Raw genomic sequence first — 15,119 nt, forward strand, 5'->3', positions numbered from 1 at the left:
CGCGCCATCAGCGCCGGAAGATGGGCGGATTGAAATGTGACTAGAGGTCGAGGTCGTCGTCCTCGTCGGCCGCGGCGACGACCGGGGCCTTGATCTCCTGCTGCGCGCCGGCATGGGCCGCGGTGAGCTGGGAGCGGACCGCGTCGGCGGAATCGAGGCCGTCGCGGGTGAGCAGGAGCTCGACCACGACGGGCATGGAAAGACCGGTGTAGGCGACCATGTCCATGCCGTTGAGCAGGCAGCGGGTGGTCACGTTAAAGGGGGTGCCCCCGTAGATGTCGCACAGCGTGACGACCAGATCGCAGTCGGCGTGGAGCGCCTCGTAGGCATCGCGCATCTCCGCCTCGAACGTCTCCAGGCTCTTCTCGGCCGTCAGGCCAAGGGCGACGACGTCGGGCTGCTTGCCCGCGATCATCTCGACGGCACCGAGGGCGGCACGTGCAAACTCTCCGTGGCTTGCGAGAATTACGCCGATACGCATGGGCGATCCTTTCGTGTTCGTCATGTTTGAATCGTTCTTTGTTGTTTGTTTTTGTGCCTTTATGATTCTCTATGTTTTCAACATTGTCAAGGTCGGAATTAGACAAGATGTCCTCGTCTGCTAGAGATACCTGCTTTTTTATCGATAGAACCCGTGAACGGTAGGTTTTTGGCAGTGAAAGGCGTGTTCATATTAAGGAACACTTGTCAGATGTATTGTTGTTCGTTTTAATTAAAACGAACATGATTACTAACACCATAGGAGGAGCCATGAAGTCCGAGCGGCATCAAGCAATCCTCAACCTTCTCAAACAGCGCCACACGGTCACCGTCAACGGCATCGCCCAGGGTCTCGGGGTCTCGAGCATGACGGTTCGCCGCGATCTGGCAGACCTCGCCGCGGAGGGGCTCATCACGCGCGTGCACGGCGGGGCGCAGCTCCCGCACAGCGCGCATGGCACCACCCTCTCGCGCGTGCACACCCATGACGAGAAGCGCCATCAAAATGTGCAGCAAAAACGGGAGGCCGCCAAGCTCGCGGCACGCTACGTCAAACCCGGCGACTCCATCTTCATGGGCGGCGGCTCCACGCTCGAGCTCATGTGCGAGTACCTGCCCACACGGGGCATCCGGGTCATCACCAACAACGCGCCCCTGTTCAGTCTCTTGGCCGACAACACCGAGGTCGACCTCTATCTCATTGGCGGCACGTACCGCCGCCAGACGCGCGTCTTCACCATGCCGAGCAGCCATAACGGCTTTTTTGGGCTCACCGCGTCAAAGGCGTTTGTGTCCACCACCGGCATCTTTGGCAACGAGGTCTTCGGCTCGTACATGGATTCCGCGATGGTGCTCGCCGATGCGCTCGACCGCGCCGACGAACGGTATATCGTCACCGACGGCGAGAAGGTCGGGCGGCGCGATTTTTACGCCTTCACGACGCTCGACCGCATCGATGCCGTGTTCATCAACCCCGACACCGCTCCCGACCAGCTCGAGGCGCTCCGCTCCTGGACCACCGTCGTCACCGAATAGCCGGGCGCAACCCTCGCAAAGGAGGCCTTCATGCTCAAAACCGAACGTTTGGAAAAGCTGCTCGAGCTCTGCCACCAGCAAGGGTCGCTCTCCGTGCGGCAGGCGGCGCGCTCATTCGACATCTCCGAGATGACCGCGCGCCGCGATTTTGACGAACTCGCCGCGGCAGGCCGCGTCATTCGCGAGCACGGCGGCATTCGCCTGCCCAACGCGCTGCAGGCGCCACCCACCGAGCTCCCCTATTTTGAGAAGCTCTCGATCCGGCCGCAGGAAAAGCAGGACATCGCGCGAGCGGCGTGCGGGCTCATCAAGGAGAAGGACACCGTCTTTTTGGGGCCGGGCTCGACCTGCGCCTCCATTGCCCGCCTGCTGCCCGCCGTGCCGCTTCGCGTGGTCACCAACAGCCTGATCGCGTTCAGCATCCTGCAGCGAAACGAGGCCATCGAGATCTGCGTCTTGAGCGGCCAGTACCGCAGCAGGTCCGGCTCGCTGATAGGCGCCGTGACCGAGGAGATGCTCTCCCCCATGGGCATCGACAAGTGCTTTATCGGCGCCAACGGCGTGAGCGGCGGCACGGCGTTCACGTCGAACTTGGACGAGGGGCGCCTCCAGTCGCTGGCGTGCGACCGGAGCGGCGAGCGGTACCTCGTGTGCGACGCGAGCAAGATCGGGCAGCAGGACTTCTACAATTTCTGCAACCTCGACCGCATCGACGCGGTCATCACCGACGCCAGCGCCACGCCCGAGCAGCGAGCCGCCATCGAGGCCTCGACCCGCCTCATCATCGCGTAGCGCCGCGCAACACGGCGTAACATCGCGCGGCGCCGCGTCACGTCGCGTGGCACCGCGCGATGTCGCGTAGTCGTTCTTGCTGGCCCCCGCTCTGGCACCGCGCGGCAGTTCTTGCTGGCTACCCCTTTGGCGCCGCGTAGTCGTTCTTGCCGGCCCCGCTTTGGCAACGCACCGTCCCTTCGCCGAGTGTGCGCTTTTCCAACGTTTGAACCACTTCAGACGTTGGAAAAGCGCACACTCGGCGAAAAGGCGGCTCCGGCCGCAATCCAATCTCAAGCACAATGCACCCATATGAGAGAGCGATATGCCAAAACAGACAGCGCCTCGCTTAATTGGGCCGCTCCGCACTCATTGCCCTTGGTACACCAGCCCTTTCAAGCATATCTCGAAAGCCTTCGCCGTCACACGCGTCCTCAACGGAGCATCTCAGAACCTTCGCCCCGGTCATGTTGAGATGAGACTCCCTTCGGCGCTCCTTTGAAAACGTTGCCGCCATCTCATATAGGGTCTTTTCGCGTCCGTTCGCCGCCTGTACATATTTGATCTTTCCGTCCACCTCAAGAATTACCAGGGACCCATCCCCCAAACGCCATGCCATATCGACCCGCTTTGGGTTGTTTGGCTCAAGGGGATCATCCACAAGCACCTGCAGCGAGGGCACGGCGAACCCCAATTCGATAATGGCCGCCCGAACAAGAGACTCGCCACCGCTCTCGCTGCCCCCGTCCGCATATGCCAGAGTTGCCCTTGCCTGCCGAATCCCCCTTTTTCCCCGACCCCACTCCAGGAATTGCCTTTCCACCAGTGACTTTGTGGTCAAGCTACAATGCAGGGCCGAATCGGCGACCACAAGACCGTCCCTAAAGTTTGACCGGCAGAGGCACTCCATCACGGTGTGCTCGACCGTGGTCACGCGAATCCCCTGAACAACTGTGACGGGAGGAATGTCAGCGCGCTGCGCGGCGGCCAAAGCCTCCGACGAGTGGCAGCTCACCTTTCCCGCGCAACGCCTTCTGTTTCCACCTGGCTCAACGCTCACGTGCAGGGCGCTCAAGTGCGCATAGGGGACCTGCAAACCATGAACCAACGCTGCGCTGAATGAGGAGAACACCCAATCCGGATGCCGCTTGGAAAGAGTTTTGATGAGCATATACGCCTTAGCGCGTGGGGTCGCCTTCTGATGGAAATCAGCAGGGACATACAGACCGGGATATGGCTCGATCACTTCCCCGCAATGAAGGCGCCTGCGCAGCGAGCATCGTTCGGACTCTCCAATTGGGGCGTACAGATATCCAGATCGAGCCGATTCGTTGAGCTTTCGTACCAGATCGCAGTTGCATCGCATGGCCGCCCTCCCGCCTGAGCAGAACAAGTTGAAGCGTCGACCGTATCAGGCGATATCCCGTCACCATCTGACAAAAACTCGGGGTTCGTCTTACTCTCCCAGCTCCAAGGCGGCGCAGGCAATTTGGCGATTCGGCGAACGGTCTTCATCTTGTCGCAAGCGGCTCCGGGTTCACCATCCTAGAGACTTTTCTGCATAATACGAAAAATCTTCGAAGCGGAAAGCCCTCCTATTTCTCCGCAACGTTCAGCTCGGCTCCCCGCAACGTTCAGCTCGGCATAAAACCTCGGCATAAAACCGTACTGGCTCTGCCCCGCACTCTTTGGGTCTCTGTTTTTCGCCGAGTGTGCGCTTTTCCAACGTTTGAGCCGTTCAAACGTTGGAAAAGCGCACACTCGGCGAAAACGACCCGAAGCTACCTCCCGGCCAAAACCTAAAGGGCGGTGCGCCGAAACCAACATGCACCTCAAGCCTTCAAGCAAAGGTACCAACGCATCAAGGCCAAAAAAACGCGCACACAAAACCGGCGCGACCATGTAAAGCCTCGCCGGTCTAAGAGTCATTCGACCAAGCCCACTCAAAAACGAATAACAACCTATTCGCTTACTTCGAGCCCATGCTCCCGATACAGCTTGTCGATGAGTTTGGTGACCTTCTTGCCATTCATGAGACCATACGTCTGCATGTCGATTGCCTCGACCACGCGATCGGGCCCCACGATTGCCTGGATATCGTCTTTGAGAAAACGAATCTGAGGAGCGATGAGGATCACTTTGATATCGTCGTCGAGGTTGTTCGCATACACGCTCTCGGAATATGCTTTGACCTCGTAGCGACCCTCGGACGCCTCGTGAATCTGCTTTGCCATGATGCTCGTGGACATACCCCCGTTGCATACCAGCATGACCTTTTCCATGATGAGCCTCTTTCCTACTCTAGAATCCTTATTCGAATACGTGGCGCATGTGACGCCCCAAGCACAGACCTTATGCGGCTGCCATTCCCTTCCTCAGGGCGGTAAGCTCCTCATGCAGCTCGATAAACTCAACCGTGTACGTCTTGCAGCTCTCGGCGTCCATCAGCTGAGCCTCCGCATGCATAAGCAGAAGTGAAGTGGGGACATCCCCCGTAGCGGCCTCTCGCGTAATAAGCGTTCCGTGCGCCTGGTGGCCTTCGGCAAAATGTGCCGACCCTTGCTCCACCAGCGTGCGAGCCTGGTCAAACTCGCCCTTGCGAGCCGCGCGCAAAGCCTCCATGTAGCAGGACTTCGCCTCGCCAACATACGAGATAATCGAGAAGCACGCGATCTGCGTCTCATCCATCTGGACATCACTACTCATCGTCATCATCTCCATCGCCCTCAAGCTCGAGCTGCACCTGCTGTTTGTCGTACACGCGCAGGAACGGGTAGTAAATCAACATGTCGACCACGGTGAACACCAGAATGAACACCACGGTTGTCCAGTCCATCGTGGACAAGAACGCACCGAATATGTTTGGCATGTTCCAAGAGAGCAGGGCAAACGTCTTGCCCATCACGCCCGCGCTCATAAGCAGGTAGGCAGCGATACCGTTAACCAAGGGCGCCAGCATAAAAGGAATAAAGAAGATCGGGTTGAGCACGACGGGCAGGCCAAAGACGATCGGCTCGTTGATACCGAAGAAGCTCGGGATGATGCCGATGCGACCCACGTAACGGCACACACGGGACTTGCAGCGCAGCAGCAGGATGGCAAGGGCGAGCACGCTGCCGCAGCCGCCAATGATCACGAAGTACACCCAAAATGGCGTCGTGTAGATGAACTGCATGGGCTCGCCGGCAAGATGAGCGGCGGCGTTGACGGCAAGGTTGCCCTCACGAATTGGTCCAACAAAGCCCGCGATAGCGGTGTCGTGGATGCCAAAGAAGAAGAGAAAGTGCGTGACGAGGGTGACCAGGATCACAAAAATCAGGTTATCGGAAGCCGCGAAGGACGGAGCGATGACCTGATACATAAAGCCGGCCATCGTGGTTCCCATGTTGTGGAAAATGGTGAACCCCGCGGAGAACACGCCAATGATAACCAGGCAGGGCACCATATTGGCAAACGTGTCGCTCAGCACCGGAGGAACGCTCGGGGGCATCTTGATGCGACCAAAGTTCTTGTTGGTAAGGAAACGATATGCCTCAACTGTAAAGATCGAGACGATCATCGCCGGAACCAAGCCCTTGCCGCCGATATAGCTCAGGTCGGCAATCGTTCCCGCCCAACCAAGTTCCTGAGGACCGACGATTAGCATCAAAAAGCCGACGATATTCACCAGCAGCGGCGTAAAGGGGTTGATCTTGTAGTGTCGGCACAGGTAATACGTAATGCCAATACCGAAATACAGAGACAGACCGCCGATGGTCACCGTGTTGATCCACGTGAGGATGAAGTTCGCGTTCTCCGCAAACACCGCCCACAGGTATAAAAAACCCTCGGCCTCTTCCTTGGGGAACGGCGCGGCGCCCAGCACTGACGCGATACCACCCGTCAGGGAAATGGGAAGCAGTGTCAAAAACGAATCTCGGATTGCCTTGAGATAGCGCCAACTCGACATTTTATTTGCAAGCGGAAGCAGCTTGCGTTCAATTGTGTCGTTGATATTGGCCATGATCATTCCTTTCTAGAACGATTGCGATATCTATGCAGATTCCGGTGAAGCAACGGGCTCGTCTTTGTACTGGCTACGGTCGATGCAGTCGCCACCCGTTTCGATCACGCGCTTGAACCACGTAAACGAGTCCTTGGGAACGCGGCGATGCTCCTCGTCGTCCGCGACTCCAATAAGCCCGTAGCGCTTTTCCATGCCGCTGATCCAGGAATACAGATCGAACAACGACCATACGAAGTAACCACGCATATCCACGCCGTCATCCATGGCGTCGAGCATCGCGGCGATGTGATCTTGCAGGAAGGAGATGCGGTAATCGTCGTGCACGGGCTCGTCGACAATGTCCTCGTAGCAACCAATTCCGTTTTCTGAGATGTACAGAGGGACGTGATATTTATCGAACGCCTTCTTAAGACCGTGGTAGAGGCCTTCGGGATAGATTTCCATGCCCCAATCGGTGAACTTATGGTGCGGGTTGTAGACCTGCTCGAACCAACCCTTCACCATGATCTTGCCGCGCTCGCCGCCCTTGCCCGACGTGTTGAACCGCAACGTGGTCTCACCCTCGGTCCACGCCTTGACGTCGGTGCTCGAGTAGTAATTCAAACCAAGGAAATCGACGGTATTCGCTTTGATGATGCGCAGGTATTCCGGCTTCATGCACGACAAGTCGTACGTGCGGGAAAGCTCCGTGACCAGATCGATGGGGAATTCGCCAAACACCGCGGTATCCAATACCCAGTTGTTGTTGAAGTTGTCGGCGTAGCGCACCGCGATCTGAGACTCGATCGTGTCATCGATACCGTACACGGGCGTATAGCTGTGGACGATGCCAATGGAGCCCTCGAAACCGCCCTCGCGGAACGCCTTGACGCCCAGAGCACTCGCCAACATGATGTTGAATCCCGCTTGAATGTACTCTTGGGCGTTCTGGTGGAACGGCGGGTAATCTCCCACCAAATAGCCACGCGAGGTAAACCATTTGGGCTCGTTAATCGTGACCCATGACCGGACGCGATCGCCAAATGCCTCGTAGCACACGCGGGCGTAATGCTCAAACGCCAGCGCAGTCTGAGTGTTGGTCCAACCGCCCAGCTCCTCCCAATACATGGGAAGATCCCAATGGAACACGGTCACGAACGGCTCGATGCCCGCCTCTGCACATGCATCGATAATCTTGTTGTAGAACGCGATACCCGCCTCGTTCACCGTACCCTCGCGGTCCTTGATAATGCGAGGCCAAGACAGCGAGAAGCGGTACGCGGTATGACCGCCCTCCTTTGCCAGGGCAATATCCTCGAGCACATGATGGTAGTGGTCGCTTGCCACATCGGCGTTGGGGAGCTCACGCTCATGGAGCCACCAATCCCAATTTGAGGGCACCTTGCCATCGGCATCCCATGCCCCCTCGCACTGATATGAGGCCGTCGCGCCGCCCCACAGAAATCCCTTGTCTACCGCCATGCCGTCACCTTTCCGGGCACTCGTCCCTATTGCTCTTGCGGCTCGCAGCCGCACATCTACCGCAATGTGTTTCCCTCCGGAGCGGCTATACGCCCAAGGAGAATCGCTTGTAGCGTCTCAAACGCTCTTGTACGCAACAGCTCGGCAATCGCATCCGCGTTCGTAAGCAGCGTCGCCATGCCGGCGTTGAAAGAATCTGGATCGACGATGGAGTCGGAAAATGAAATGAGAAACACCGCCTGCACCTCGTGCGCGTTCCACATAATGCGTTCATCGAGAAGGCCAACGGCGACGAACGGCTCATCGCTGCACGCGCGGACCGGATGCGGCATCGCCACAAGATTGCCAAAAGCCGTGGGCGCGATGCGCTCGCGCTCGCGCACCGACGCCTTGAATTCATCGCCCATGCCCTTAACGACACCGACCGCATCGAGCATTTTGGTGAGGACTTCATCCTTACTTGAGCCCTCAACATGCGGCCAAAAGAGCTCGGGCGAAAAATATGGAAGCAGGCATGATGCGGCGGGTGTCTGAAGCATCTCAAGCACGTATCCTGCATCGTTCGCATCGAGAAACGCGCTGATTTGACAGACCGGCACCGGAATTTCCGCCTCAAGCGGAACCGTTGTGAACACGTAGTCGATTGCAGACCAATCACATGAAGCAACTGCCGCAATGTCACACGTGAGCACCTCGTTAAGATATCGTCCGAATTGCTGCTTAAAGCGATACTCGAGCAGGCGGGCACTGCCCGCGCCCGATGCGCACACCACGAGGATGTTCTTCTTTGACGGGCTGGATCCCGCACGTTCAATGGCAAGCGCAAACGCCAGAGCAATGTAGCCTGTTTCCGCCATGTCGACAGTCGCGCCGCTCATCTGCTGAAGCGCCTGGGAGGCATCCACCGCCATGGACCACGCAAGCGGGAAGCGCATCCGAATGTCTTCCGTCAAAGGGTTATCGACGCTCAGGCCATACGAGAGCCGAACGAGTAAAGGCGCAACATGGCGCGCGAGATTCATCCGCAGCTCGAGGTCATTCCTGAAATCAAATCGATAGGCCTGATACACGGCATCGAGCATCCCCGCCACCACGTTCCACACGCCATCGGTGATAAGTGGGGTGCTCGCCAGGCACAAACGCTTGTCGAGCTCAGTTCCCGTCACGCGAATGCCCCGGTAGGGCTTGCTTTCGAGCGTAAGTCGAAACGACGCCAGACGCTTCTCCACCTCACGCAAATCGTTAGAGACGGTGCGGCGGGAAACGAACAGCGCACCGGCGAGCGTATCGAGCGTTACCCAGTCCTCGCGCGTACACAAGTCGTTGAGCAGATAATACACGCGCTCATCGGGAGATTCCGGCATTGCGGGCGAAGTCGCGTGCCCATCGAGATACCGCGAAAACGCCTCGCCATCTTCGATGACCAGACGGTATCCGCCCTGATTCAAACGCTCGATGTGCGCAAGATCGGATAGCTCCTCATTGGTGCGCGTAATGTGCCTTTGAATCGTTCGCTCACTGACCGCGAGCTCTGAAGCAAGATCTACCAGTTGCATTCCATTTGGATGTGCATGAAGCGCACGAACGATATCGGATGATCGAATCGCCATGTCAACCTCCTCCCAACTCCCATAGTGCCAAGAGACAACATGAGCCTCAACGCAGCCTTTGACGCGTTTTATACGACACGCATTGCATGGGAGAGACGAACCTGCGAGACAACAAGTCCCGACGTTTTGAGTAAATTCCCCTTTAGTCTATTGGGAATGGGAGGTATTGGGTTTTCGCGCGTCTATTGCCCACGCCGAGTGTGCGCTTTTCCAATGTTTGAGCCGTTCAAACGTTGGAAAAGCGCACACTCGGCGGGCGGTCGGGCGGGGGCGACTCGAGCGGCGGGGGTCACGTTCAGCGGGGCGGGGCGGGACGTGTGGAGACGGAGGCGACGCGGGCGGCGGCGGGGGTCACGCTCGAGCGGCAAGCCATGTTCGAGCTGCAGGCTACGACCGCCTGGGGGCCACCGTCTCGCGCTCGATGAGGGTGCCGGGGATGCGAATCGCCTCAATGCCGCGGGAGATGCCGGGGACGGCGCGCTCGAACACCACGCGGCCGCGCTCCCGCAGGTCAAAGCGGACGGTCGTGAGCTCGTTGTGGGGAACCATGGGATCGAGCGAGTCGTCCACGCCCACCACGCTCACGTCCTCGGGCACGCGCAGGCCCGCATCGCGCAGGGCGGCGATCACGCCCGTCGCCATCTGGTCGTTCGCCACGTACACCGCAGTCATGGCGCGATCCTGCGCCAAACGGCGGCCGACCTCGTATCCGCTGCGCGCGCTCCAGTCGCCGCGCAAGGGCGCGACCGGCTCGATCCTGCGCGAGGCGAGCGCGTCCTGCCACCCCGCCTCGCGGAACTGGCTGTCGATCGAAAAATCGGGGCCACCCACAAACCGGATCTGCTCGTGCCCGCGCGCAAAGAGATAGTCCATGACGAGCGTCGAGCATCCGTAGTGGTCCGAGTCGACCGTGGTGCACCGCGGGTGGGCGAACATGGTCACGATGACCGTGGGCAGGCCCGGCTGGGGCGTGAACGACTCGAAATCGGGCGCCATGCGGCTCATGCCGATGATCACGCCGTCCACGGGCCGTTCCGCCAACGCGCGCGACGCCTCGGCGAGCGAGAACGTGTCGACCTTGCTCATCTCCACGAGCGTGATGGCGTAGCCGTGCTCGCGCGCCGCGCCCATGATGCCGTCGAGCATCGTCAGGTTGCCCACCTGCGTGATGTCGTACGCGCACAGCCCCACGGAGAGGTACCTGCCGCCACGGAGCGATCGCCCTGCGTAATTGGGCCTGAACCCCAATCGGTCCATGGCCTCCTGCACGCGCCTGCGCGTGATCTCGGACACGTTGGGGCGGTCGTTCACCACGCGCGACACGGTCTGCTGCGACACGCCGGCAGCGGCGGCGACATCGGCCATCGACACGAAGCGCGTGGGCGACTCGCCCTCCTGCGGCATATCGCGTCCGTCCGGCTCATGCGATGCAATTCCCATGGCGCTCTCCCAACCAGTCGCCGTCCGTTTCTTACCGTTCGCAAGAATACGCTAAAGTCGGCTCCATCCGTTAATGAGTACGTTAACATTTAATGATGGCCTTAGTATCTTGATTAGGCATTTCCATCGGAAAAGGAGCCGTAATGGTTGATATCTCTACGTTTGGAACGACTCCCGCCGGCGATGAGGTGCACGCGTACACCCTCACCGCGGGCGAGGTCTCGGTGCGCGTCATGGACTTTGGCGCCACCCTTTTGGGCGTCACCGTCCCCGATCGCGCCGGCGATCCCGCCGACATCGTGCTCGGCTTTGGCGCCCTCGACGGGTACCTCGACAATCCCGCCTGCTACGGCTGCACGGTGGGTCCTTCCGCCAATCGCTCCGACCGCGCCGAGGTCCCGCTCGGCAACACCGTGTGCCAGCTCCCCAAAAATGACGGCCCCGCCCTCGCCAACAACCTGCACACCGACCTCGCGAACGGTCTGCACAAACGCATGTGGCGCGCGGCGGTGGACGAGAGCGGCCAAGCCGTCACCTTTACGCATGAGCTCGAGGACGGCGTCTTTGGCCTTCCCGGCAACCGCACCTTCACCGCGCGCTACGAGCTGAGCGCCCCCGAGGGGGCCGATGCGCAGCTCACGGTCACCTACGGCTGCACCACGGATGCGCAGACCTTTGTCAACATGACCAACCACACCTACTTCAACCTCGCCGGGCACGCCTCCGGGTCGGCGCTCGCGCAGACCGTCCGCGTGAACGCCGGGCACTTCCTTCCGCTGCGCGCCGACAACATCTCGACGGGCGAGGTGCGCCCCGTCGATGGGACGCCCTTCGACTTCCGCGAGGCCAAGCCCCTCGGCCGCGACATCGACGCCGCCGACGACCAGCTCGCCGGGGCGCGCGGCTACGACCACTGCTTGTGCGTCGACGGGTTCGACGCGGCGCCGAACGCCGCGCCCCGTCCGGCACTGCACGCCGAGGACGCCGCCTCCGGGCGCGTGCTCGACATCTCCATCACCACACCGGGCGCGCACCTCTACACGGGCAACTGGCTCGACGATCGCGATGCAAAGGACGGGGCCGCATACGAGCCCCGCCACGGCTTCGCGTTCGAGCCTGAGTTCTATCCCGACGCCATGCACCACAGCGCATGGCCGCACCCCGTTTGCACCCCCGAGCAGCCGTACCGCTCCGTCATCGTCTATCGCTTCTCCCGCCGCTGAATCCCACGGGCGCGGCGCCCGAGCGCACCGCGCCCCATCGCACGGTAGTAACGCCCGCCATCGCGGACAGCAAGGAAAGGAACCTGTCATGACCATCATCGCCAACCAGACCGGCCTCGACCGCGCCCGCGCGCTCTTCGAGTCCGAGTTCGGCGCCATCGACGCCGACGCCCGCGTCCTCTACGTGCACGCGCCGGGTCGCTCCGAGATCGCCGGCAACCACACCGACCACGAGGGCGGCCACGTGATCGCGGGCGCGCTCGACGTCTCGGTGGACGGCATCGCCGTGGCGAACGGCACCAACGAGATCCGCATCGTCGACGAGGGCTTCCCCACCTTCTCCATCTCGCTCGATAGCCTCGCCGTTCGCGAGGACGAGCTCGGGACCTCCGAGGCCCTCGTGCGCGGCATGGCCCACGAGATCGCCTCCTTCGGCGGCACGCCCTCCGGCTTTGACTTTGCCTTTACCTGCACGGTGCCGTCCGGCGGCGGCCTGTCCAGCTCCGCGGCGGTGGAGGCCGCCTATGGCCGCGCCATGGAGGCCCTTTGGGGCTCCGACGAGGTCGACCCGGTCACGCTCGCCCAGATGAGCCAGCGCACCGAGAACAATTACTATGGCAAGCCCTGCGGCCTCATGGACCAGGCGGCCGTGTGCCTCGGCGGCCTCGCGTACATGGACTTTGAGAACACCGACCGCCCCGCAACGAAGAAGCTCGAGCTCAACTTTGAGGACCATGGCTACGGGCTCGTCCTGGTCAAGGTCGGAGCCGACCACGCCGCATCCACCGACGACTACGCCGCCGTCCCCGGCGAGATGCAGGCCGTCGCCGCGGAATTTGGCAAGAACCGCCTGTGCGAGGTCTCCCGCGCCGACTTCGACGCCAAGATCCCCGCGCTGCGCGAGCAGTTCGGCGACCGCGCCGTCATCCGCTGCATCCACTACTGGTACGAGAACGACCTCGTCGATCGCCGCTGGGCGGCGCTGAACGACGGCGACATCGACGCCTTCCTCGCCCTCACCCGCGCCTCGGGCGCCAGCTCCGCCATGTACCTGCAAAACGTCACCGCTGAGCTCGGCAAGTCCCAGCCCGCCATGTACGCCCTCGGCCTTGCCGAGCACATCTTGAACGGTCGCGGCGCCGTCCGCATCCACGGCGGCGGCTTTGGCGGCACCATCCAGGCATTCGTGCCGGTCGACATGGTCGACGACTTCATGGCGCGCATGGACGCCTGGCTGGGCGAGGGCTCCTGCCGCCACTACGCCATCTCCGAGAGCGGTGCATACGCCGGCTGGCTGTAGGCCCAGATTCCAGAAGGGAACACCATGACCGACATGAACACCTTGACGCCCACCCCCGAGGCGTGCGCGCAGACCATCCAGTCCCTGGTGGACTACTGCGCCACGCGCGGCCTCATCGGATGGGCCGACCGCGTGTGGGCCTACAACACCGTCCTCGATTGCGTGGCGGCGCTGGGTCCCGCCCCCGCAACCGAATGGGTGCTGGCCGACAAGCCGCACACGAGCGTGCTCAACCCATCGCCCGCGGACGATTACGACCTCGAGGCCGCCCTGGCGCTCATTTCCGAGGTGGCCGTGGCGCATGGCGCCGCCGAGGACACCGCGAGCGGGCGCGACCGCATCGCCATGCGCGTGATGGGCGCGCTCATGCCCCGTCCCTCCGAGGTGGCAACGGAGTTCCGCGGGCGCCTCGACGTCGGCGAGCGCCACGCTGCGACCGACTGGTTCTACCGCATGTGCTGCGACTGCGGCTACGTCCGCCGTGCGGCCATCGCGCGCAACGTCGCGTGGGAGGCACCCACGCAGTGGGGCGACCTGGAGATCACGATCAACCTGTCCAAGCCGGAGAAGGACCCGCGCGAGATTGCCGCCGCCGGCGCCGCCAAGAACACCGGCGAGGTGTACCCCGCCTGCCAGCTGTGCATCGAGAACGAGGGCTACCCCGGACGCTCCGCCGCGAGCGGCAGCGCCCACCCCGCACGTCAGAACCTGCGCATCGTCCCCATCGAGCTGGGCGGCGAGCGCTGGGGGCTGCAATACAGCCCCTATGCGTACTTCAACGAGCACTGCATCGCCATGAGCACGAGCCATCGCCCCATGCACATCGACCGCGCGGCCGTCACCTGCCTGCTCGATTTTGTCGATGCACTCCCCCACTACTTCATCGGCTCGAATGCCGACCTGCCGGTTGTGGGCGGCTCCATCCTCTCGCACGACCATTTCCAGGGAGGCGCGCACGAGTTCCCCATGATGAAGGCTCCCGTCGTGGGGTCCTTCTCCATCGACGGCTATCCGGACGTGGAGGGCGCCGTGGTGCGCTGGCCGCTATCGGTCCTTCGCCTGCGCAGCAACGACCGCACCCAGCTCATCGATGCCGCCGAGCACGTCATCAACGCTTGGCGGTCCTGGACCGATGAGTCCGTGGGCGTCATCGCGCGCACCGACGACGGCGTTCCGCACAACACCGTGACCCCCATCGCCCGGCGCGTCGACTCCGCCGGACACGCGGGCGGGGACCGCTACGAGCTCTGCCTCGCCCTGCGCTGCAACATCGCCACCGACGAGCACCCGCTGGGCGTTTTCCACCCGCACGCCGAGTACCACCACATCAAAAAGGAGAACATCGGCCTTATCGAGGTCATGGGCCTGGCCATTCTGCCGCCGCGCCTCAAGGACGAGATGGCAGCCGTCGAGCGTGTCCTCATTCAGGGCGCCGACGAGCGCCTCTCCTCCGAACAGGTGCTCGACAGGCTCTCGGCCGCCGATGCGACCGCCAGCCACGCCGCTTGGGCGGCCGAGGTCTACGCGACGCGCCACGACGAGATCAGCGCCGATTCCGCGCACGACATCGTGCTCGAGGAGGTCGGCGTCGTGTTCGGCCACGTGCTTGAAAACGCCGGCGTCTTTAAGTGGGACGGCGAGGGTCGCGCCGCCCAGCAGCGCTTTATCGACTCGCTCTAGCCGACCTCTTTCGCCCCGGCGCCGGCCCCCACGGGCGCTCCAGCTCGCCGGGGCGTCCGCGCCGGAACACCTCGCTAGGTCGTCCCCGTCGGGGTGCGCACGCCGGGGCGTCC

General features: G+C 61.8%; 13 protein-coding genes. 5 read left to right on the forward strand and 8 right to left on the reverse strand.

All coding sequences use genetic code 11. The features are described from left to right. Window positions 1–40: 40 nt before the first annotated feature. Entirely contained in the window at window positions 41–481 is a 441-nt protein-coding gene (locus LK434_RS06600; protein ID WP_006719926.1) for a PTS sugar transporter subunit IIA, read from the reverse strand. A gap of 269 nt (window positions 482–750) precedes the next feature. Between LK434_RS06600 and LK434_RS06605 the strand changes: the two genes are divergently transcribed. Further along, a complete protein-coding gene (locus tag LK434_RS06605; protein ID WP_227917681.1) occupies window positions 751–1,515 on the forward strand; it encodes a DeoR/GlpR family DNA-binding transcription regulator in 765 nt (254 codons plus the stop codon). Window positions 1,516–1,545: 30 nt separating this feature from the next. Further along, entirely contained in the window at window positions 1,546–2,307 is a 762-nt protein-coding gene (locus LK434_RS06610) for a DeoR/GlpR family DNA-binding transcription regulator (protein WP_006719919.1), read from the forward strand. Between the two features lie 328 nt (window positions 2,308–2,635). Here the strand turns inward: LK434_RS06610 and LK434_RS06615 are convergent, their stop codons facing one another. The 7 genes from LK434_RS06615 to LK434_RS06645 all read right to left on the reverse strand — a co-directional run bounded on the left by LK434_RS06615 (window position 2,636) and on the right by LK434_RS06645 (window position 10,767). Further along, window positions 2,636–3,220 carry a hypothetical protein gene (locus LK434_RS06615; protein ID WP_148334428.1) on the reverse strand — a complete coding sequence of 195 codons (585 nt, stop codon included), beginning with the start codon at window positions 3,218–3,220 and terminating at the stop codon, window positions 2,636–2,638. 1,027 nt (window positions 3,221–4,247) lie between these two features. Then, a complete protein-coding gene (locus LK434_RS06620) occupies window positions 4,248–4,568 on the reverse strand; it encodes a PTS sugar transporter subunit IIB (RefSeq protein WP_006719910.1) in 321 nt (106 codons plus the stop codon). Window positions 4,569–4,638: 70 nt separating this feature from the next. Beyond that, window positions 4,639–4,992: a PTS lactose/cellobiose transporter subunit IIA gene (locus tag LK434_RS06625; protein WP_187371188.1), complete on the reverse strand. Its 354-nt coding sequence runs from the start codon at window positions 4,990–4,992 to the stop codon at window positions 4,639–4,641. Further along, window positions 4,985–6,289, reverse strand: a complete 1,305-nt coding sequence (locus LK434_RS06630) for a PTS sugar transporter subunit IIC (RefSeq protein WP_198002259.1) — start codon at window positions 6,287–6,289, stop codon at window positions 4,985–4,987. The genes LK434_RS06625 and LK434_RS06630 overlap by 8 nt, the downstream gene beginning before the upstream one ends. A 30-nt stretch (window positions 6,290–6,319) precedes the next feature. Next, complete coding sequence (locus LK434_RS06635; RefSeq protein ID WP_006719903.1) at window positions 6,320–7,753, reverse strand: glycoside hydrolase family 1 protein; 1,434 nt, start codon at window positions 7,751–7,753, stop codon at window positions 6,320–6,322. 56 nt (window positions 7,754–7,809) lie between these two features. Beyond that, window positions 7,810–9,363 (reverse strand): BglG family transcription antiterminator, encoded by a 1,554-nt coding sequence (locus tag LK434_RS06640; protein WP_050754935.1) that lies wholly within the window; start codon window positions 9,361–9,363, stop codon window positions 7,810–7,812. A 387-nt stretch (window positions 9,364–9,750) separates the two neighbouring features. After that, entirely contained in the window at window positions 9,751–10,767 is a 1,017-nt protein-coding gene (locus LK434_RS06645) for a LacI family DNA-binding transcriptional regulator (protein WP_006719900.1), read from the reverse strand. A gap of 179 nt (window positions 10,768–10,946) precedes the next feature. Here LK434_RS06645 and LK434_RS06650 point away from each other — a divergent pair, with 179 nt between their 5' ends. The 3 genes from LK434_RS06650 to LK434_RS06660 all read left to right on the forward strand — a co-directional run bounded on the left by LK434_RS06650 (window position 10,947) and on the right by LK434_RS06660 (window position 15,006). After that, entirely contained in the window at window positions 10,947–12,026 is a 1,080-nt protein-coding gene (locus tag LK434_RS06650) for an aldose epimerase family protein (protein ID WP_006719899.1), read from the forward strand. Between the two features lie 88 nt (window positions 12,027–12,114). Further along, window positions 12,115–13,326 carry a galactokinase gene (locus LK434_RS06655; RefSeq protein WP_006719896.1) on the forward strand — a complete coding sequence of 404 codons (1,212 nt, stop codon included), beginning with the start codon at window positions 12,115–12,117 and terminating at the stop codon, window positions 13,324–13,326. A 24-nt stretch (window positions 13,327–13,350) separates the two neighbouring features. After that, the gene (locus LK434_RS06660; RefSeq protein ID WP_006719894.1) at window positions 13,351–15,006 is read left to right on the forward strand and encodes a UDP-glucose--hexose-1-phosphate uridylyltransferase; all 1,656 of its coding nucleotides are present in this window, start codon (window positions 13,351–13,353) and stop codon (window positions 15,004–15,006) included. Window positions 15,007–15,119: the final 113 nt, after the last annotated feature.

The sequence above is a fragment of the Collinsella stercoris DSM 13279 genome (assembly GCF_020735465.1).
Lineage (GTDB): Bacteria > Actinomycetota > Coriobacteriia > Coriobacteriales > Coriobacteriaceae > Collinsella > Collinsella stercoris.